This window comes from Paenibacillus sp. YAE3 (assembly GCF_057546105.1).
Window position 1 is genome coordinate 473,272 of sequence record NZ_BAAIYF010000002.1, and the last position, 18,551, is coordinate 491,822.

Sequence of the window (18,551 nt, forward strand, 5' to 3'; positions counted from 1 at the left end):
GCAGAGTGCAGTTCGGTCCTTTGCCGATACCGCCTCTACATGTCAGTATATCAAATCCTTCGCAAAATTTCATCGTCTAAGTTCGACATCTCCGGAAAAAACAGGCAATTCCCGCCCGTCCTCCGTCAGGATGACCAACGCGCCGTGAGGATCCAGCTTCAGTGCCTGGCCCGTTACGGGACCCGATGCGGCCCCCACGGTGACCCGTTTGCCCAAAGTGACGGACAACGCTTCCCACAACGAGGCGATCGGCGCAAATCCTTCCTGCTGGTAAAGCCGGTACAACGTTTCGAATTCTTCCATCGCCGCCGCGATCAATTGCACGCGGTCGACGGGGTGGCCGGCTTCTATTTTTAAAGAGGTTGCGACCGATTTGAGCTCATCCGGATAATCGCCGGGGTCCAGGTTCGCGCTGATCCCGATGCCGGCGATGCAGTAACGGACATATTCGTCCTCCGCCGCCGATTCCAAGAGGATCCCGCAGATTTTGCGGCCGTCGACCAGGAGGTCGTTCGGCCATTTCAGCCCGGCCATGACGCCGGTCGTCCTCCGTACTGCCCTGCACACCGCGACGCCCGTCAACAGCGTCAGCTGAGGCATGTAATGCAGCGGCTGTTTCGGTCTTAGCACCAGGCTCATCCATATGCCTTTGCCTTTAGGAGAAAACCATTTCCGCCCGAGCCTGCCTTTGCCCCCCGTCTGCTCCTCGGCAACGACCAGCGTTCCCTCCGGCGCCCCGGCCTCGGCGAGCGCCTTGGCTTCCTCCTGCGTGGATACCGTCGTTTCAAGCACTTTCAGCTTCTTGCCCGCGGTATTCGTCTTTAACGTTTTCAGCAGCGTCAGCGTGTCGATCCGTTCCGGTTTGTTGACGATCCGATAGCCCTTGTTCGGGACGGCCTCGAATTCGTACCCGGCTTCCCTCAGCTTGTTGATCTGCTTCCAGACGGCCGTGCGGCTGACGGACAACCTGCGGCTGATTTCCTCGCCGGAAACGAACTCCTGCGGGCTGGCGAGCAGCAAATCAAGCAGCGTTTCTTTTTCACTCATGGGTTGATATCACCTGTTTCGCTTCTTCGATTAATCGGTTATGGTCGTTCGGCAGCTCGCGCGAACTAACGCGTACAAGCAGCCCGTTCAATAGTTCGCCCAACCACGGCCCGCCTTTCCGCCCGGACAACGCAAGCACGTCTTTGCCCGTGACGGCCAGCTCGGACATGTGGTATACGGCCATTTCTTCCATCCACGCCCGTCCGTTTTCCAATACGTCCTGCGGATAACACCCAGCGGCTTCCCCCGCTTTCAGCACATCGGCCAGCCTCAGCCAAGATTCGGAGGTTTCCCGCCCGAACCGAAGCACGATCCGGATCCACTCCAGACGGGAAGGGGAGGTACGGTCCATGGCTTCGACGGCTTCTCCGACGTTTAATATGCCGACAATCCGTTCCCGGACCGTATTGGGAAAGGTCCAATCCCGGAGGTACGCATTCGCTTTCTCAGCCGGCACAGCGCAGGCATATAACAGCAGCGCAAATCGGATCACCGATTCTTCGGGAGAGAGATCGTCGATCAGGCGGATGAGCCTTGCCTCGGACGCATAGGGAAAAGGAACCTTGGCATAAGCCGGCAGCTTGCTGCGGTAAAGCAATCCCAGCCCTCTTGACGGCTTGCTGCCGGCCATCAGCTTCTCCAGCTCCACGCGGAAGCGCTCCATCGCTACGTAGCGGATGTTTTCCCGTTCCTCCAGCAGCCCTTTCCAAGTGCGGTAGGCAATGTTAAATCCGAACACCGAGGCAAACCGGATGCAGCGCACCATGCGCAGCGCATCCTCTTGAAAGCGTCCTTTGGCATCGCCTACGCAGCGGACCAAGCGGGCCTCCAGATCGTTTATGCCGTGAAACGGATCCACGACATTGCCTTCGATATCCCTGGCAATCGCGTTGATCGTAAAATCCCGCCGCTTCAAATCTTCCCGCAAATCCCGCACGAACGCGACTTCGGCAGGCCGTCGATGCTTTTCATAAGCTCCTTCAACACGGTATGTGGTCACCTCGAAGGCGCAGTCCCCGCTCAGGACCGTAACGGTTCCATGCTGGATGCCCGTCGGGACGGTCCGTTCAAATACGTCCTGCACTTCTTCCGGCAACGCGGAGGTCGTAATGTCCATGTCGTCGACCGGCCTGCCCATCAGCTCGTCCCTGACGCAGCCGCCGACCCAATAAGCCTCATGACCATGCTCAAGCAGCTTTGAAATCACTTGTTTGCCCTGCTCCGCCATCGCGGGATCGGCTTGTTTCCATCGTACCAATATCGTTCCTCCCTGCCTCTCGTCCGAAGCCGGATCAGCCGCACACCGAATCGAGCTCCGGAACCTCGCGCCCAAGAACGCGGTAATAAATTTTCTCGTACTGCCGGGTAATCAGCCCGTCGCAGAACTTTTCGCATGCCCTCTTGACGCAGGCCTCCTTGAACGTGGCTGCAAGCGTATCGTTGGACAGCAGCTGAACGGCGTAATCCGCCATGCGCTTCGTGTCGCCGATCGGCGCCAAAAATCCGGTTTCGCCATGGACGACAAGCTCCGGAATGCCGCCGGCAATCGAACCGATCGTCGGCACGCCGCAAGCCATCGCCTCCAGCGCGACCAAGCCGAAGCTTTCCTTTTCCGAAGGGAGCAGCAGCACATCCGCCAGGGAAATCACTTGCGCGATGTCGTCCTGTTTACCTAAGAACAACACTTTTTCCTCAAGGCCGAGCTCCCGGATTTTGCATTGAACCTTCGGCAGGTCCGGACCTTCCCCGACGAGCAGCAGCTTGGAAGGCACTTTCTCTCGGACCTTCGCAAAAATGTCCACGACATCCCCCACCCGTTTAACGGGCCGGAAATTGGAAATATGCATCAATATTTTTTCGTGCGGTTCCGCGTAGTCTCCGCGCAGCGAGCTGATGTCCCGCGGATAATATATCCGTTTGTCGACAAAGTTATAGGTCAGGTCGATGTCCCGGCTGATGTCGAGGACCTCGCGCGTCTCCTGGATCAAATCCCGGGAAACGGCCGTTACCGCATCGCTTTCGTTGATGGCCAGGCGGATCAAGTCCTTAAGCGACTCGTCCTGGGCCAAAACGGTAATGTCCGTGCCATGGAGCGTCGTAACGACTTTCAATTGATCCCCTACCATCTGTTTGGCCAGGAATGCGCAAACGGCATGCGGAACGGCATAATGGACGTGCAAAACGTCCAGCTGCTGCATTTTGGCAACCTGCGCCATTTTCGTCGCCAGCGACATTTCGTACGGCGGATAGCGGAATACGTAATAATCGCTGACTTCCACCTCATGATAAAAAATGTTTTTGTGAAACGTGCCTCCCAGCCGAAACGGTATGCTGTTCGCGATAAAATGGACCTGATGCCCTTTTTCGGCCAAAAGCTTCCCGAGTTCGGTGGCGACGACGCCGGAACCGCCAAGGGAAGGGTAACACGTGATTCCTATTTTTAATGGTTGACTCAATTCTGCCTGCCTCCCTTATGAAGAGAAGTATATGATGAACCTGTTTGTTCCTAAAGCGTGAAATAGTCAGAACTGACCCCCGCAACATGGCTGAAGATCAGTCCTGACTTTGATTGAAAGGCATCTCTACATGAATTTGTCCACGAGGAACGGCGACCGCGCCGCGAAACCTTCCGCATACGGAATAAGCCTGCGCTGGCCGGTCAGCTTGTCCCGGGAACGGACGCGTTCGATATAACCTTGATTGAGCGGGGTCGAAACGGCATCCTCTTCGCCAAGCCCGCTTTCGAACTGCGAACGGTAGCATAGAAGCGCTTGTTCTTTTCTCTCCTGCTCGGCGGTAATGTCCACCATGACGTCCGTCCGGCCCATATCATTTATAAAGTAAAAATACAGCTGATCCACCTGCACGGCAGGCATCTCGGGCATATAGCGGCGGAGTTTCGCGTTAAAAACCGCCTCCTCAACCAGCCGGCTGCAAGCGACGTGATCCGGATGCCGGTCTTCCCAATAAGGCGCGAACACGATCCGGGGAGCGTAACGTCGTATTTCCTCGGTAATCCGGCGCACGTGCTCCGGAGTGGCGAACAATCCCCGATCCGGCAATCCCAGGTTGCTCCGCATCGCCAGCCCAAGCACGCCTGCTGCCGCTTCGGCTTCCTGCCTGCGCCGCTCTACGGTGCCGTTGGAAGACATCTCGGCATAAGTCAAGTCGCAGATGCCCACGCGGTAACCGGCGTCCACATGCTTGATGATCGTGCCGCCCATGCCGATTTCAGCGTCGTCCGCATGAGCGCCGAAGACCAGAATGTCCAGCCTGTCGCTCATTCCTCAACACCCGGCTTGTATTTATGTACCAACTCGCGCCAGGCGAAATCACCGCGGTCCAGTGCTTTCACCAAAATTTCCGCCGTCGCGATATTCGTTCCGAGCGGAATGCCCTGCACGTCGCAAAGGCGCAGCAAAGCGTTGATATCCGGTTCATGCGGCTGAGCCATCAGCGGATCGCGAAGGAATATGATCAAATCCATTTCGTTTTGGGCGACAAGCGCCCCGATCTGCTGGTCGCCGCCGAGCGGCCCCGACATAAAACGGTGGATTTTCAGATTGGTGTTCTCCATGATCCGTTTGCCGGTCGTCCCGGTGGAGTACAGTTCATGTCCTTCAAATACATTTTCATAGGCCGTCACAAAATTGACCATTTCGTCCTTTTTGCGGTCGTGTGCGATAAATGCGATTTTCATCCTGTCCCACTCCTTCGGAAGCTACTCTATAAAATGATCAAATCCGTAAACCATGCCGGTATAACCCATAACCTTTTCGATCGCCATTTTGACCCCAGGCATATAACCTGCCCGTTCATAGGAATCATGACGGATTTTCAGGGTTTGGCCGAAGCCCCCGAAAATCACTTCCTGCTGCGCGAACACGCCCGGCAGCCGGACGCTGTGGATGCGGAAGCCGTTATAATAACCGCCGCGGGCTCCGTCAATCGTCTCTTCCTCTTTCGGATTTCCCTGGCGGATTTCTTCGCGGTTCTGGGCGATCAATTCGGCCGTTTTCACTGCGGTCCCGGACGGAGCGTCCAATTTTTGGTCCCCGTGGTACTCGATAATTTCCAGATGCGGGAAGTATTTTGCCGCTTGCGCGGCGAATTTCATCATTAAAATGGCGCCTACCGAAAAGTTCGGCGCGATCAAGCCGCCGATGCCTTTGCTCTGGCACTGCTTGTCCAACTCTTCGATTTGCTCCGGGGTGAACCCGGTTGTCCCGATGACCGGACGAACGCCGTGAGCAACCGCAAGTGCCGTATTGGCATAAGCGAATTGCGGCGTCGTGAAATCAACGAGGACATCCGGCTTCGTTTCTACCAACGCTAACTCCAGATCGTTTGTCACTTGGACCCCGCAGGCCGGCAGACCGACCAGGGTTCCGGCATCGGTGCCTTGCTGGGAGCGGTTGACCGCTGCCGCCAGCTCCAAATCCGGATCCTCAAGAACCAGTTTGACGACCTCTTTCCCCATTCTTCCGGCAGCCCCGGCGACTGCAACTTTGATTCGATTTGACATGCGCTTTTCCCCCCGCTTTTTTCTTTGCTACGTAGTGGAATCGTGCAAATAGGTGCTCAATCGGCTTTTGAACTGGTCAAGCATGCTTTGCAGTCCGTCATCCTGCGGCTGCAGAGCCATGGCTTCTTTTAATGAAGCGATCGCAAGCGCATGCTCGTTAAGCTGGCTGTAAGCGACGGCAAGCCAAATGTACGCCTCCGCGTAGAGCGGGTCAAGACGTACGGCTTCCTTCAGCACGGACACCGTTTGATACAGTTCGCTGGCTTGTGCCATATCGCCTGAGTCGAGCACCTTTTTGGCATCCTGCACGATTCGCATCGATTGCAGATGCTGAAGATTGAGGGCGTATTCCGCTTTATCCGGTTCCAGCTCGCAGGCCTTTTGTGCATGTTCGAGCGCTTTGTCGATTTTTCCGCTTCGCGCATAGGTCACAGAGCACCGGTAACGAATTTCAGCGGACGCCGGATTCTCCGCAGCAGCTGCCTCAAACCACTGAAGAGCCCCTTCGAAATCATTTTGCAAAATGCACTGGTAAGCATTTCGAACGAATTGTTCGGATTTCATCCTGCCGTACTCCCCCCTGTTATTACAGGCTATTGTACAGCATATGTATGACGGGCTTATTCGGTGTCCTTTTTCGTCCAACGGTTTGCGTCCCGCGTATTAAATTTATGCATGACCTTGTCATGCGCCTCCGTCAGGTCAATGCCTAGAGAGTTGGCGAAACAGATCGTGATGAACAAAATGTCGCCAAGCTCAAGCTCGATGGAGTTTTCCTCCTCCGTGGCTTTTTTCGGTTTTTCCCCGAAGCGGTGGTTCACCTCGCGAGCCAGTTCGCCCACCTCTTCCGACATCCGCGCCAGCATGGACAAAGGACTGAAATATCCTTCTTTGAACTGGGAGATATACCGGTCGACTTCCTTTTGCATTTCAGCCAGTGTCTTTTCCATTTCGGATGGACCATCCCCCTTAAATCTGCATTTTTTACCCCGATTAGACAAGGTATCAGTTTACTCCATATGTTATCGCAAAGCCGAAATGAACACAAATCTTTTTTAAATCGCCTGGAAAAAGGTATACTATGGTTGGAGCGAAGAGCTTGTTCTTCCTACTTTTGGTTAATGCGAGGGGTTTCATGACATTATCGAAATGGTTGTCTCCCATGAAAATGGTCCTGCCGATCATCCTCGGGACCGCCGTGTATGCTTTTGGGCTGCTGTATTTCATCATTCCGAACCAGCTGATGGAAGGCGGGGTCACGGGCGTCACCGTCCTGCTCAATTACGCCTTCGCCGTACCGCCCGCGCTTTCGACGCTGGTGCTGAACATTCCGCTGTTCCTGATCGGACTCAAAGTGTTGGGCGGCAGGCAAATGATCTATACCGGCGTCGGCATCGCCGCGCTCACGTTTTTTTTATGGGTGTTCGAAAAAATGATAGGATGGGGTTGGATCACCCCGTTCCAAACCGAACGGGACTACATTCTCGCTTCCCTGTACGCCGGCGTCACGTTAGGCGCGGGACTCGGCATCGTATTCCGGTTCGGCGGGACGACGGGCGGCTCGGATATCGTGGCCCGGATCTGCAACCGCAAGTTCGGCTGGAGCATGGGCCAGGTTATTTTAGGAATCGATATCATCATTATCGGCGCTTCCCTTTTCTTTATCCCCAGAGAACGAATATTATACACGCTTGTCGCCGTGTTCATATCGTCCAAGGTGATCGATTTCATTCAAGAAGGGGCATATGCCGCCAAAGCTTTTACCATCATCAGCGACCATGCGCCGGAGATCGCCGACAAAATCACGGCCGAAATGGAGCGCGGGGTAACGCTTATTCCGGCCATCGGGGCTTATTCGAAACAGGCGAAGCATATGGCCTATTGCGTCGTCGCAAGACACGAAATCCGGAGGCTGAACGGAATCGTCAAATCGATCGACCCCCGCGCGTTTGTCATTATCAATGACGTCCATGACGTGCTTGGCGAAGGCTTCAAAGAGACCTGACGAATTGGCGCCGGCAAGCCTCGACGACTCATCGGCGGTAAGCGTAAATAGCACCAAAAGCCTGCTGCTTCCGCTTGCGTTTGATTGCATGCCCTGCAAAACAAAAAAAGCTCCTGTCGAACTCGCTGTTCAGGGAGCTTTTTGAAGCATTACGTCCTTGGCGTCACCTTTTTAAAGCTGTTTTTTTCGCCTTTGTATTTTCGGTATGCGGTATAAGCGAGAATGGCGGCAATAAAAGCGCCTCCCCAAAACATCCACGGCCACGAACCATCCACTTGATCAAGCGGCGCCAACGCCGGATGATCTTTTTTCTTGCCGAACAGCCCGTTGAACATTTCCTCGCCCTGCCCGATCATGCTTTCGATTTCGGCGGGTTTGGGCTGGACGGCATTCACCAACCCTCCCATGTACGAAATCCAGGAATCCACCATCGCCACGTCCGAGGGCGTACGCTGGATGGTGACCGCCGGACGGATAAGCTCGTAATGCTCCTGAAGACGGTCGTATGCCTGTTTGGCGGCCAATACGTCGCCTTTGCCCAATCCTGCCCTCATCTGGCTCAGTTCCTCGCGGATCACCTTGTAATATTGCATCCATATCGGCTGTTTGGGGTTGTTCAGACTGTCGGCCGCCATTCTAAGCTTGGCCGATGCCGTAAGCCACTGCTTCTTGTCGAGGTGGACCCGCGCCACCGCTTCTTTCATTTCGATGATGCTTTCGGACAGGGCATGAATCCCCTCGACGCTGGTCAGCTTTTGAAAAGAGGAAGACTCGAAGATCGCGTTCACCTCCTGCAATTCCCTGCTGACCTGGTTAATGTCGCCTTGAAGGACATTGTTGTACATTTGCTCCGCCACCTGGCTTAATCGAGCCGCCTGCCGGGCAGCGTCCTCCGGCCCTGCGGGAGCCTGGTCGTCAGCCGAGCGGCCATGCGCGATAACCGGCTGCAATGACAGCACAACGGCCAGGAGCCATAGGATGAACCATCGGGTTTTGGGCTTTAACGGTATGCTCCGCAGCATAGGACATCCCTCCTACCGTAAATGTATGGCAGAAGGGATGCGGGTAGAACAAGCTATGTAGAATTGCGTTTGCCAAGACGGAGCACGAGCCAGGCGAGCAAAACGCTGAACAGCGTAAGCCCTAGCGTAAAGCTCTGAACTCCTTGCAGATCGTCCTCCAAGACTCGGGGAAGCCACGGGTAGACGCCAAACGTATAATCCACGATATCGTTAAGAAACGTCCAGGCGGCGGCCGGAATAAGCATGATCGCGCCAAAACGAAAAAACCGCACGAACAGGAGCGCTTCGATGGCCATGATCAAATGGGATGCAACCAGCATCCAATCCTGCCACACCAGCTGATCCCCTTGGGCAGCCCCGGCAAAAATGATGCTCACCGCCCATACCCCGTATTTAACGGAGGTCACAACGGCCAGCGATTCCATCAAAAGCCTGAAACCTGCGAAAAAGGACGACTTCGGCGGATACAAAAGAAACAACACGCCGATCGTAAAAAAGAGGCTTGCCGTCGGGCTGTCAGGGACAAAAATGACCTGCCATACCGCGTTGTGTGCCAACGTATATTCGATCTGGTCGCCATACCATATGTACCCGTAAACGGTTCCGATCAAATTGCACCAAAACAGAAGCCATAAAATCACCCGGTTGGTTAAAAAAGCGCGGCTCCAAAAAAACGAAACAGACAACTGGCGGTCCCTCCCTTCGCCGTTTTTTTTCCAAAAAAACCTGATCGCTTTCACGATCAGGTTTTTGGATCACATATTTCGGCTTATTTTGCTTCAGCCTTTTGTTTCGAGAGCCAATCGGCCAAATTATCAATGTCTTTGTCCGTCAGGCCTGCCGCGATTGCACTGTCGTACTGTGCAGGCATTTTGCCTTCGTAACCTTCTTTGATGATTTTGAGGATGGCTGCTTTATCATGTTTATCGCCGACGCCACGCAGCGATGGTCCGCTGGCACCCTTCATATCGGCAGCGTGGCAAGCAATGCAGCCCGCTTTTTTGAAGGATTCCATCGCCGGGTTTTCTTTATCGACGATCGCAATTTCTTGTTGTTGATTGCCGCTTGTCGTCGGAAGGCCTTTGGCTCTGTTTTCTGCCGCTTTTTCTTCACGCTGGATGTTTTCAGGGACTTGACCCGTTTCAGCCAGCTCGGCTTTGTAATGAGTCCAGGCGCTGTTCGTCAGGTATACGCACGCAATCAAAGAAAGAATCATAAGCGACGAAGCGATCGGTCTGCGATAGAAGCGGCGCTCTTTGCCCGTATCAAGGAACGGAGCAAGCAGCAGCGAACCGAAGGCAACGCCCGTCACGCCAATCGTTCCGAGCACGATGTAATCGCCGGATGCGTATGGCATCTTCAAGTACTGATACAGGAACAAGAAGTACCAGTCCGGCATCGGAATGATCGAAGCGCTTGGATTCGCCGGGAACCACAGCGGAGCAGGCTCTGCGATGGTAAGTACCAAGAATCCGACAAGCACGACAACGCCGACCATCCATTCTTTCAGCAGAAAGTTAGGGATGAACGCTTCCGATTTGCCCGGATACGCGGTGTAGTCCGGAGGAGTGACGAACCCTGCGCCCTTTTTAACGCGGGAGTCTCCTACGTACACAACTTTTTCTTTCGAATTTTTTCCGTGTGCCATCGATATTCCTCCCTTCTTATTATAGTGGACCGGAAATGCCCTGTCTGCGGATCATGATGAAGTGTCCCACCATCAGTACGAGCAATACGGCCGGGAGGAAGAATACATGCAGCGCGAAGAACCGTGTCAACGTTTCCGCGCCTACGATGGTGCCGCCCTGCAGGAATTCCTTGATGATTGGCCCGAGCCAAGGAACGGAATTCGCGATTTCCAGCGTAACCTTCGTAGCGAAGTAAGCTTTGTTATCCCAAGGCAGAAGATAACCGGTAAGGCCCAGACCCAGCATAACAAAGAACAGAAGCATACCAACGACCCAGTTCATTTCACGCGGCGCTTTGTAAGAACCCGTGAAGAACACGCGCATAGTATGTAAGAACATCATGACGATAACAAGGCTCGCGCCCCAGTGGTGCATACCGCGCACGATTTGGCCGAATGCCACCTGCGTTTGCAGGTACTCGACGCTGTTGTACGCGTTAATGATGTCCGGTACATAATACATAGTCAGGAACATCCCTGACAGGATTTGAATGACCGTGATAAAAAACGTCAATCCGCCAAAGCAGTATACGAATGCGGAGAAATGATGCGCCGGGTTAACATGCTCAGGCACTTCGTGGTCAGCAACGTCTCTCCAAATCGGCGTGACATCAAGACGTTCATCAATCCAGTTGTAAACATTCTTAAACATCCGAATCTACGCCTCCTATTTCACTTCAGTATTTGGCTCTAGTTGCCCCAAATACACCCAACCGTCCTGCAATTTCAGTTTATACGTATCGAGTGGTTTAGGCGCTACAGCCAAGTTCTTGCCGAGTTTGTTGTAACGTGCGCCATGGCATGGGCAGTGATACTCGTCAGGGAAATTTTTGTCGTTGTTCCAGCCGACCGTGCACCCCAGGTGCTTACAGATCGGGGACAGCGCATAGATTTTCCCTTGCTCATCCTTACGGATCCAGGCCGTCAATGTAGCCTTGCTCGCGTACCATCCATCCTGCTGTTGGAGTTCAAAAGAGAATTCCTGAGGCTCGTCCGTAATTTTGCTTTCTTCCACGACCTTAATGAATTCGCCTTCACCTTTTTTATGCAGAATCGGATCAACTGCAAACCGCACCATCGGGAGCACTGGGCCCATAGCCATAAATGCGGTTGCACCACCTAAAGTATAAGCAAGAAATTGTCGACGGGACATTTCTTTACGCCCGGGTGGTTTCTCAGATGGTTCATGGTGGTCATTTTGGTTGCTCATAATGTCTTCAACCCCCTTTGTCAACCAATTCTTTAAGTGCTTTCAATGATTATCATCACACGACTTACTAGGACATAATAATAATATATTAGCCTTATAAGACCGTCAAGAATAACCAGATCTTTTTATTCTACAGTTGAAGAATTAACCAATTAAATTGTTGAATTTCTGTCACAATTACATTTCGGTTCCGGAATTCCATAATTTATGAATTTCTCCTTGCACGATACCGGCCAATTCTTTCCCGCTCTCGGCTTCTATGGCTGGCCGCGCCAAGATCAAATCGGCTTCCGGCAGATCGCTTGCCGGGAGGCTGCAGTCCGCCGACATGATGACGACATGTTTGAAGCCCGCCTGTTTCACGTTGCGGCACACTTCGTTCAAAAGCGACATTTCCCGCTGCAATCCGTATTGGAATGCAGGATATGTAATCATTCTTCCCTTAAACGGAATTTCGACCAGGTCCATGAAATCCCTTAGACGTTCTAGGGCTGCCGTGGCTTCGACCGGGCTTTCGGTTCCGGTCAATCCCGTATAGGGAATGAGACAAGTGTCAAAATAGGGCTGCAATTCCCCCCATGACGACTCGTCCACTTCGCTGAATTTCATTCGTTTCACCCTTCCATCATTTTTCTCCATTATATTTCATATTATGCCTCGGCTGAAGAAAAAAAGAAACGCCGGTCTCTCCGCTCGGGTAAACGTCCTGCGTTCCCGAACGGAAAGCTGCCTGCATTTCTTTTTGTGACGGGCTTTTAGGGTGGAACCAACTTGCCTTCCACGCCGAGCGCATAATCGCATATCATGCGCTCGGTTTAATTCAACAACCTCAGTTCATCCGTTAGATTACGGAAAGCCGATTCGTCTCCGGTAGCCAGCGCCCGATCGATTTCGCGATAGAGCTCCTCGCTCCGATGTTTGCGCAACGCTTCGTCCCATACCATTTCAGCAGCAAGCCCCAACATGACTTCATACGTAGCTTTCATTTTATCCATAGGATGCACCTCCAAACATTGTTTAGAACATCCTATACTCTTTCCCCTTCTCCACATAGTTTTGAGTCGTGCGGTACATTCGCTGCAAATCCGCTTCCGTCAATTCGCGGACCACTCTTGCTGGAGAACCGAGGGATAGCGTATAGGGTGGGATTTTTTTGTTTTCAGTAACGATACTGCCTGCACCTATTAAAGCATATTCTCCAATTTCGGCACCGTTCAGTACAATGGCCCCCATGCCGATTAATGTACCTTTACCTATCGTACATCCGTGAATGATGGCGGAATGTCCAACGGATACGTCGTCAGCGACGATGAGCGGCTCACCCGTATTCACATGTCCGACGGTTCCGTCTTGAATGTTGCATCGCTCACCGATCACGATCGGCGCCATGTCGCCTCTGAGAACGGCATTGAACCATACGCTCGAGTCCGCTCCGATTCTAACGTCCCCGATGATTTTGGCACCTTCGGCCACGTAAACGGAAGGCTGCAGCTTCGGCATATGCTGACCGTAACGCAATAACATTTCACATCACTCCTAACTTTGGGAGTGATTTTAACAACTTTTACAAGCTTTTGTCAATGGACGAAAGAAGCATTCCCTCCGCCTAAAACGGAGCTTTTCCCCGCAAGTTTCAGTCCCCAAGCGGTCATCTGGACCACGGCTCCTTGCTCCTCGCTTTCTCCGATCCGCAGCAGTCCCAAATGGAGCATCATCTTCAAAATCCGCTCATTGAGAATCGATTCCGCGGTGTCGTAGTAATAAGGTTTGATCAACCAGCCGATCGCCTGATGCAGCGATGAGACGGTCACCCATTCCTTGGCGCACTCGCTTGTCCAGTAAACCAGGGAAGTCAGGTTGGGAATCGCTTGTTTATATAGCCTTAACCAGAAACGGAAAATTTGCACCATGCTTTCTTTCATTCCGCCGTCTATCATTTCCGTTCCCTTCGGGGTTAAGCGCAAGCGCCCTCCCTCTTCGGCAATGTACTCCTGATAGGATGCAAAGTCGTACAGCAAAGCAAACCGGCTCGGGTAAGAGGTGAATGATCTTCCGTATCCGAAACGCCACCCGCCTTTCGTGACCAAAGGTTCGCTTACGTGAAGCATGTCCATAACCTGTTGCTGCTGACGGCGATACATGGCCGCTTCCTGGTTAAGCTCGATTTCCTGATCGCGGACATACCGCAAAAATAACAGCAGATCCTCCGCATACAAGTTTTGTTCCTCACGGTAGGCCCCGGGTTCTCCGGACCGCCTGACCCGGTTGCGAAGCATGGCGCCGAGTTCCTGCCTGAACCGTTCCTTTAGATCGTTCGGCATTTGAAACAGAAATCTCGTGCTTTGGGTCGTGCCGTTGAACAGCCACCCGCTTCGCTTATACCTGGCGATGGCTTCGCGCGGACTTTCCGCCTTCTGCTGCTTGTCCGTAGGATCGGCATCAAAAGCGGTTTGCCCGATGATGGCCAGCAGTTCTTCCAGGCTGTAGGAGCCGCGGCCGTCAAACAAAAGGGTGTTGAGAAAACGCAAATCTTTTGCCGAACTGCTGCTGACCTGCTGCTCGATAAATTCCCTACGGTTTAGCATAACCAAAATGCTCTGGATCAGTTCATGTTTGGAATTCCGCTTGCACTCGCATTCGTAATGCTCCGCAATGGTCGTCAGCTGGCCGATGTCGGCATATGTCAGCATATCCGCTAAATTCATCTCTGATCGCCTCGCCGTTTTACTACCATTATGGGAATTATTACAATTTTTATTCGGCAAAAACAAAAAAAATAACCCGAACGAAAGTCCAAGTTATTCTTTGGGATGAAGATAAATGTTATGAACGGAAAAGCGGGAAATGCCGTTCGGCGCTCGCGCCGTCCGCCAAATGCCCCGCCGCCGCTTCACGCTCCCGAAAAGGCATATTCCGGATTTCGCGCGGCCTTCTCGCGCATCCAAACGCTTTATTTGCGCATTTGGCTCAGCCGCCGCAGCGACAGCAGGGCCATCGCAACGCCCAGCACCGATAGAATCATCCAATATTGCGGATGCGTCGGCCCCATGCTGACGACAAACGGTTCGATGATCCCGCTGTTCGTTGCCGGAATATTGTAGCTGAAACGGCTTAATTCCGCGCTGCCGGCAATCCCCGTCGGCAATATGCCCGTTGCGGCGTCGGCGGCTTCCTTCGGATGCGGCTTATCCATAAGCAAGAAATAAAGCGCGCTGCACAGGAACACCATCACGAAGCCGGTGATCCATAACGACAACCGTTTCCTCGTCGCCGCAGGCACGTCAAACGGCTTGCCCTTGTCCGGTATGAGCCACGGGGATTCCCGGTAAATCCGGTCCATGACATTCCGGTTGATCTCCTCCGCTTTTTCTTCGGAGGCTTCCTCTTGCAATTCCAAAATGTAGCTGTGGCTTTCCATCCACAAATCGAACTCCGCCGCGCAATCGCTGCAGGTCGTCATGTGCATTTCCAGCTGCCGCCATCTGGGATCATTTTCATTCAAATCCGATATCAGCCCGAATAATTCTTGAGCCTCATCGCAAGTCATCTGCTTTTCATCCCTTCGTATTGTTCATAGTTTTGCTCATAAAAATACGGTTCCAGCTGTACCTTTACGCTGGATCGGGCTCTGAACAGCAAGGATTTGACCGAACTGACGCTTTGTCCTAATATATCGGCGATCTCCTGATAGTCGAGCTGGTCATATTCCCGAAGGATCAAGGCAGACCGCTGTTTCTCCGGCAAATTGTTGATGGCCTCGCGCACAAGCTCCACCTTCTCATTCCGCAAAACGGCTTGTTCCGGAGCAATCTCCGCCGGCGCAACGGGCGTCACACCGCTTTCCTCGATCGGAACATGGGCGCCCTTTTGTTTTCTCAGCTCGCTGAGCACGGTGTTCCGTGCGATCGTATACAACCAGGTCGAAAAGGATGCATCCACTTCCCGGAAGGAATGCAGGCTGCGAAATGCCTTATAGAATGTCTCGGAGCATAAGTCCTCGGCCATGAGCTCCATATGGGAGCTTCGAAGCATATGGTAAACAAAAGCCAAAATTTTCCGTTGATAACGGCGCATTAATTCAGAGAAGAGCTCGACGTTGCCCTTCTTGATTTCCCTAATCATTTGGGAATCCGTCATTTTTATGTAACCTCCTCGCCCGTACAAAACCTCCCCGTTCGATTCAGTCGTATATAAGTACCGAACAGGATCCGAAAAGTTGCGGTCGATATTTGTTGTCGGCGGTCCATGACACGCAAACACTATGTATTGGCAAATTCCTCAACGATTCTACAAAACTATCACTATCATTGTAGCACATTCAAGTATAACCGTCAGGAAAGCCGCGCGCAAATTGTCCGTTTCCCCCGCCGAAACCGGAATTCTGCCGAATAAAAAAAGATTCCAATATATCAATAGACGGAACAACCTCGCAAAATGTTACTAGAACATACATATTTTTTTCGGAAACAGCTTTCGGCCAAAAAAGCAAACCACGTTTAACCGCGCCGCGACCGGACCAATCAAAACTCCCACACCCGCTTTACGATATGTAAAACGCTTTGGACAATCATGGGGTTAGCAGAAAAACAAAAAAAAGACCGCGAATTATTCGCGGTCCGTTGTTCACTTCGGAACAACCATTTATTTGGATAGGAGTGGAGAGAAACCATACTGTACTTTTATTATATGTATACGTTTTCATTTTGTCAACCCTATATTCGAACTTCATTTCAAAAGCTTGTAAACAAAGAAAAAACCGTACCGTACATCACGTTTTGAGACCGTTTTTTTCCGTCTGTAGAAAAAGAACAACACGGATTACAGCGAAATGCTGTAATCCGTGTTGTTCAGCAGTTCTTTGGCCCGCTCCATATCGCTTTCCTGGCGGAAAGACAACCGCATGATGCCCGGCACATCCTCCCTGCTTTCGATAATTTGGATATTGCTGAGGTTGATATGGTTTTCCCCGAGGATGGTCGTGATTTTGCCGATAATGCCCGGATGGTCGGGAACATCGATATACAGGTCGAAGGTCGAAGCGATCATGCCTTTGCGGCGCTCCGGGAGCTCGCTCCGGAAGTCGTTCGCTTTGGCGAAGGCTTGTACGATCCCTTCCCCGTCCTCCTGCTTCAGCAGGTTGACGAATGCCGAAATACCGTCGTTCCAATCCGAAAGCATCTGCAGCATGACGTCCCGGTTATTCAATAAAATGTCGCGCCAAATGATCGGATCGCTCGAGGCGATCCGCGTAATATCCCGGAATCCGCCGGCCGCAAGCTGCCGGTACAACGGATTGTCCTTGTTGTAGTCGCACACCTGGTTGACGAGCGCAACGGCAATGACATGCGGAAGATGGCTGATCGCCCCCACGATGCGGTCATGCTCCACGGGATCGACTTTTACGATCTGAGCCCGCGTGTAGCTGAGAAGGTGGACCAGCGAATCATACACTTCTTCAGGCAAACCCGGCGGCGGCGTCAACACATAGTAGGCGTTTTCGAACAAAAGCGGCGTCGCCGCTTCGACCCCCGAGCGTTCCGAGCCGGCCATCGGATGGCCGCCGATGAAATAAACGTCCTCCAGGGCCAGCTTCTCAGCAGCAAGCGCGATGCTGGCCTTCGTGCTGCCGACGTCGGTGATGATGCAGCCTTTTTTTAATGGCAAAGCGCTGAGTTTCGTCAAGTATTCGTCGAGATTGCCGACAGGCACGCACAAAAAAATGAAGTCGGCATCAAGTGCCGCTTCCTCGATCGACAGCGTGGCCTGGTCGACAACGCCGCGGCTTATATATTTATCCGCGGATGCGGGACGGTGGGCATGGCCCACGACGGTAATCCCCGGCTTGCCTTTAAAGCAAAGGGCCAGGGAGCCGCCGATCAGTCCCACTCCGAAAATAGCGATTTTCGTCGTCATGGTACCTCACTTCATTGTTCGCATCCTATTGCACATGAGCTGTTTCCGCGTTTAAGACCTGCTCAAGGGCATGAATAAATGCTTTATTTTGTTCTGGAGTGCCTACGCTCACCCGGATATGGGTCGGATATTTGCTGTGGCCTGCCCGGATGATCACGCCCTTGCGGAGCATGGCGTCGAAAACTTCACCGGCCGGCTTACGCACGTCCACCATGATGAAATTGCCGTGAGCCGGGAAATAATCGAGTCCAAGGCGGTCGAATTCGGCCTGGATCTGTTCGATGCCGGCCCGGTTCGCCGCACGGCATTTGGCAATGTAATCCTGATCCTTCAAAGCCGCTTTCGCCGCGGCCTGAGCCACGCGCGTCGTGTTAAACGGTTCGCGTACCTGATTGATCAAACGAATGACCTCCGGCTGGGCGACGCCGTATCCGATGCGCAGCGATGCCAAACCGTAAATTTTGGAGAACGTACGCAAAACGACGACGTTCGGATACTTTTCGATATATCGGATGCCGTTCGGGTAAGAAGGATCCGTCACGTACTCGAAATAAGCTTCGTCAAGGACGACCATGACGTTCGAAGGCACTTTCTCGAGGAAAGCCGTGACCTCCTGCTCCGAAAGAAGCGTGCCGGTAGGATTGTTCGGGTTGCACACCCAAATGATTTTCGTGCGATCGTTGACCTTGGCCAGCATCGCATCCAAATCATGTTTCCCATCCACGAGCGGCACTTCAACGGTGACCGCCCCTTCGATATCCGCGTTGCTCTTGTACACGGAGAACGTTTGGTCGGCCATGATCGTTTCGTCGCCCGGCACGTAAAATGCCCTGGAGATCAATGCGATGATCTCGTCGGAGCCGCAGCCGAAAATAATTTGGTCGGTATTCACGCCGAGGTGCTTCGCAAGGTCGGAAGTCAGCTCGACGGCGCCTCCGTCCGGATAAAGGCTGATATGTTCAAGCTCGGCCACGATGGCTTCTTTTGCTTTGGGTGATGCGCCGTACGGGTTTTCGTTGGACGCCAGCTTGACGACCTCGTCCAAGCCGAGTTCCCGTTTGACGTCTTCGATCGGTTTTCCGGGCTGATACACGGGAAGATTTCCAATTTGGGATTTAGGTCTCACAATAACCACTCACTTT

General features: G+C 52.9%; 22 protein-coding genes. 1 reads left to right on the forward strand and 21 read right to left on the reverse strand.

Annotated features, from left to right (window positions below; translation table 11 throughout):
- Nucleotides 1–69 precede the first annotated feature (69 nt).
- The 8 genes from AC27KL_RS04995 to AC27KL_RS05030 form a co-directional block, all read right to left on the reverse strand.
- Entirely contained in the window at nt 70–1,047 is a 978-nt protein-coding gene (locus tag AC27KL_RS04995; protein ID WP_487169047.1) for a biotin--[acetyl-CoA-carboxylase] ligase, read from the reverse strand.
- Nucleotides 1,040–2,305: a CCA tRNA nucleotidyltransferase gene (locus tag AC27KL_RS05000; protein WP_487169048.1), complete on the reverse strand. Its 1,266-nt coding sequence runs from the start codon at nt 2,303–2,305 to the stop codon at nt 1,040–1,042. The genes AC27KL_RS04995 and AC27KL_RS05000 overlap by 8 nt, the downstream gene beginning before the upstream one ends.
- Before the next feature lie 34 nt (nt 2,306–2,339).
- A complete protein-coding gene (gene bshA / locus AC27KL_RS05005; RefSeq protein ID WP_487169049.1) occupies nt 2,340–3,503 on the reverse strand; it encodes an N-acetyl-alpha-D-glucosaminyl L-malate synthase BshA in 1,164 nt (387 codons plus the stop codon).
- Between the two features lie 126 nt (nt 3,504–3,629).
- Entirely contained in the window at nt 3,630–4,331 is a 702-nt protein-coding gene (gene bshB1, locus AC27KL_RS05010; RefSeq protein ID WP_487169050.1) for a bacillithiol biosynthesis deacetylase BshB1, read from the reverse strand.
- The gene (gene mgsA, locus AC27KL_RS05015) at nt 4,328–4,747 is read right to left on the reverse strand and encodes a methylglyoxal synthase (RefSeq protein WP_036710090.1); all 420 of its coding nucleotides are present in this window, start codon (nt 4,745–4,747) and stop codon (nt 4,328–4,330) included. The genes bshB1 and mgsA overlap by 4 nt, the downstream gene beginning before the upstream one ends.
- A 21-nt stretch (nt 4,748–4,768) precedes the next feature.
- Nucleotides 4,769–5,572 (reverse strand): 4-hydroxy-tetrahydrodipicolinate reductase, encoded by an 804-nt coding sequence (gene dapB, locus AC27KL_RS05020; RefSeq protein WP_036710086.1) that lies wholly within the window; start codon nt 5,570–5,572, stop codon nt 4,769–4,771.
- A gap of 27 nt (nt 5,573–5,599) precedes the next feature.
- Complete coding sequence (locus AC27KL_RS05025) at nt 5,600–6,136, reverse strand: tetratricopeptide repeat protein (RefSeq protein WP_487169051.1); 537 nt, start codon at nt 6,134–6,136, stop codon at nt 5,600–5,602.
- Nucleotides 6,137–6,192: 56 nt separating this feature from the next.
- Nucleotides 6,193–6,522, reverse strand: a complete 330-nt coding sequence (locus AC27KL_RS05030; RefSeq protein WP_212946789.1) for a nucleotide pyrophosphohydrolase — start codon at nt 6,520–6,522, stop codon at nt 6,193–6,195.
- Between the two features lie 185 nt (nt 6,523–6,707).
- Between AC27KL_RS05030 and AC27KL_RS05035 the strand changes: the two genes are divergently transcribed.
- Nucleotides 6,708–7,577, forward strand: coding sequence for a YitT family protein (locus AC27KL_RS05035; RefSeq protein WP_036710076.1), 870 nt, complete (start codon nt 6,708–6,710; stop codon nt 7,575–7,577).
- Between the two features lie 149 nt (nt 7,578–7,726).
- Here AC27KL_RS05035 and AC27KL_RS05040 read toward each other — a convergent pair whose 3' ends face one another.
- The 13 genes from AC27KL_RS05040 to hisC form a co-directional block, all read right to left on the reverse strand.
- Nucleotides 7,727–8,599 carry a sporulation protein YpjB gene (locus AC27KL_RS05040; RefSeq protein ID WP_487169052.1) on the reverse strand — a complete coding sequence of 291 codons (873 nt, stop codon included), beginning with the start codon at nt 8,597–8,599 and terminating at the stop codon, nt 7,727–7,729.
- A 53-nt stretch (nt 8,600–8,652) separates the two neighbouring features.
- On the reverse strand, nt 8,653–9,285 hold the full coding sequence (locus AC27KL_RS05045; protein ID WP_487169053.1) for a DUF1405 domain-containing protein: 633 nt from the start codon (nt 9,283–9,285) through the stop codon (nt 8,653–8,655).
- Between the two features lie 83 nt (nt 9,286–9,368).
- Nucleotides 9,369–10,247, reverse strand: a complete 879-nt coding sequence (locus tag AC27KL_RS05050) for a c-type cytochrome (RefSeq protein ID WP_487169054.1) — start codon at nt 10,245–10,247, stop codon at nt 9,369–9,371.
- A gap of 19 nt (nt 10,248–10,266) precedes the next feature.
- A complete protein-coding gene (qcrB, locus tag AC27KL_RS05055; protein WP_160498324.1) occupies nt 10,267–10,938 on the reverse strand; it encodes a menaquinol-cytochrome c reductase cytochrome b subunit in 672 nt (223 codons plus the stop codon).
- Nucleotides 10,939–10,953: 15 nt separating this feature from the next.
- Nucleotides 10,954–11,496, reverse strand: a complete 543-nt coding sequence (locus tag AC27KL_RS05060; RefSeq protein ID WP_487169055.1) for a Rieske (2Fe-2S) protein — start codon at nt 11,494–11,496, stop codon at nt 10,954–10,956.
- A gap of 177 nt (nt 11,497–11,673) precedes the next feature.
- The gene (locus AC27KL_RS05065) at nt 11,674–12,105 is read right to left on the reverse strand and encodes a DUF2487 family protein (protein WP_487169056.1); all 432 of its coding nucleotides are present in this window, start codon (nt 12,103–12,105) and stop codon (nt 11,674–11,676) included.
- A gap of 206 nt (nt 12,106–12,311) precedes the next feature.
- Nucleotides 12,312–12,491: an IDEAL domain-containing protein gene (locus AC27KL_RS05070; RefSeq protein WP_036710053.1), complete on the reverse strand. Its 180-nt coding sequence runs from the start codon at nt 12,489–12,491 to the stop codon at nt 12,312–12,314.
- Nucleotides 12,492–12,513: 22 nt separating this feature from the next.
- Nucleotides 12,514–13,020 (reverse strand): gamma carbonic anhydrase family protein, encoded by a 507-nt coding sequence (locus AC27KL_RS05075; protein ID WP_487169057.1) that lies wholly within the window; start codon nt 13,018–13,020, stop codon nt 12,514–12,516.
- A 53-nt stretch (nt 13,021–13,073) separates the two neighbouring features.
- The gene (locus AC27KL_RS05080) at nt 13,074–14,201 is read right to left on the reverse strand and encodes a hypothetical protein (RefSeq protein ID WP_487169058.1); all 1,128 of its coding nucleotides are present in this window, start codon (nt 14,199–14,201) and stop codon (nt 13,074–13,076) included.
- Between the two features lie 245 nt (nt 14,202–14,446).
- The gene (locus AC27KL_RS05085) at nt 14,447–15,043 is read right to left on the reverse strand and encodes an anti-sigma factor family protein (RefSeq protein WP_487169059.1); all 597 of its coding nucleotides are present in this window, start codon (nt 15,041–15,043) and stop codon (nt 14,447–14,449) included.
- A complete protein-coding gene (locus AC27KL_RS05090) occupies nt 15,040–15,633 on the reverse strand; it encodes an RNA polymerase sigma factor (protein WP_036710045.1) in 594 nt (197 codons plus the stop codon). The genes AC27KL_RS05085 and AC27KL_RS05090 overlap by 4 nt, the downstream gene beginning before the upstream one ends.
- A gap of 681 nt (nt 15,634–16,314) precedes the next feature.
- Nucleotides 16,315–17,409, reverse strand: coding sequence for a prephenate dehydrogenase (locus tag AC27KL_RS05095; RefSeq protein WP_487169060.1), 1,095 nt, complete (start codon nt 17,407–17,409; stop codon nt 16,315–16,317).
- A gap of 25 nt (nt 17,410–17,434) precedes the next feature.
- A complete protein-coding gene (hisC, locus tag AC27KL_RS05100) occupies nt 17,435–18,535 on the reverse strand; it encodes a histidinol-phosphate transaminase (RefSeq protein WP_487169061.1) in 1,101 nt (366 codons plus the stop codon).
- Nucleotides 18,536–18,551: the final 16 nt, after the last annotated feature.

Excerpts from the sequence above, each read along its gene's own strand:
- AC27KL_RS04995 (WP_487169047.1), bottom strand. The coding sequence starts at position 1,047 with ATGAGTGAAAAAGAAACGCTGCTTGATTTGCTGCTCGCCAGCCCGCAG.
- bshB1 (WP_487169050.1), bottom strand. The coding sequence starts at position 4,331 with ATGAGCGACAGGCTGGACATTCTGGTCTTCGGCGCTCATGCGGACGAC.
- mgsA (WP_036710090.1), bottom strand. The coding sequence starts at position 4,747 with ATGAAAATCGCATTTATCGCACACGACCGCAAAAAGGACGAAATGGTC.
- dapB (WP_036710086.1), bottom strand. The coding sequence starts at position 5,572 with ATGTCAAATCGAATCAAAGTTGCAGTCGCCGGGGCTGCCGGAAGAATG.
- AC27KL_RS05025 (WP_487169051.1), bottom strand. The coding sequence starts at position 6,136 with ATGAAATCCGAACAATTCGTTCGAAATGCTTACCAGTGCATTTTGCAA.
- AC27KL_RS05030 (WP_212946789.1), bottom strand. The coding sequence starts at position 6,522 with ATGGAAAAGACACTGGCTGAAATGCAAAAGGAAGTCGACCGGTATATC.
- AC27KL_RS05035 (WP_036710076.1), top strand. The coding sequence starts at position 6,708 with ATGACATTATCGAAATGGTTGTCTCCCATGAAAATGGTCCTGCCGATC.
- AC27KL_RS05040 (WP_487169052.1), bottom strand. The coding sequence starts at position 8,599 with ATGCTGCGGAGCATACCGTTAAAGCCCAAAACCCGATGGTTCATCCTA.
- AC27KL_RS05050 (WP_487169054.1), bottom strand. The coding sequence starts at position 10,247 with ATGGCACACGGAAAAAATTCGAAAGAAAAAGTTGTGTACGTAGGAGAC.
- qcrB (WP_160498324.1), bottom strand. The coding sequence starts at position 10,938 with ATGTTTAAGAATGTTTACAACTGGATTGATGAACGTCTTGATGTCACG.
- AC27KL_RS05060 (WP_487169055.1), bottom strand. The coding sequence starts at position 11,496 with ATGAGCAACCAAAATGACCACCATGAACCATCTGAGAAACCACCCGGG.
- AC27KL_RS05065 (WP_487169056.1), bottom strand. The coding sequence starts at position 12,105 with ATGAAATTCAGCGAAGTGGACGAGTCGTCATGGGGGGAATTGCAGCCC.
- AC27KL_RS05070 (WP_036710053.1), bottom strand. The coding sequence starts at position 12,491 with ATGGATAAAATGAAAGCTACGTATGAAGTCATGTTGGGGCTTGCTGCT.
- AC27KL_RS05075 (WP_487169057.1), bottom strand. The coding sequence starts at position 13,020 with ATGTTATTGCGTTACGGTCAGCATATGCCGAAGCTGCAGCCTTCCGTT.
- AC27KL_RS05080 (WP_487169058.1), bottom strand. The coding sequence starts at position 14,201 with ATGAATTTAGCGGATATGCTGACATATGCCGACATCGGCCAGCTGACG.
- AC27KL_RS05085 (WP_487169059.1), bottom strand. The coding sequence starts at position 15,043 with ATGACTTGCGATGAGGCTCAAGAATTATTCGGGCTGATATCGGATTTG.
- AC27KL_RS05090 (WP_036710045.1), bottom strand. The coding sequence starts at position 15,633 with ATGACGGATTCCCAAATGATTAGGGAAATCAAGAAGGGCAACGTCGAG.
- AC27KL_RS05095 (WP_487169060.1), bottom strand. The coding sequence starts at position 17,409 with ATGACGACGAAAATCGCTATTTTCGGAGTGGGACTGATCGGCGGCTCC.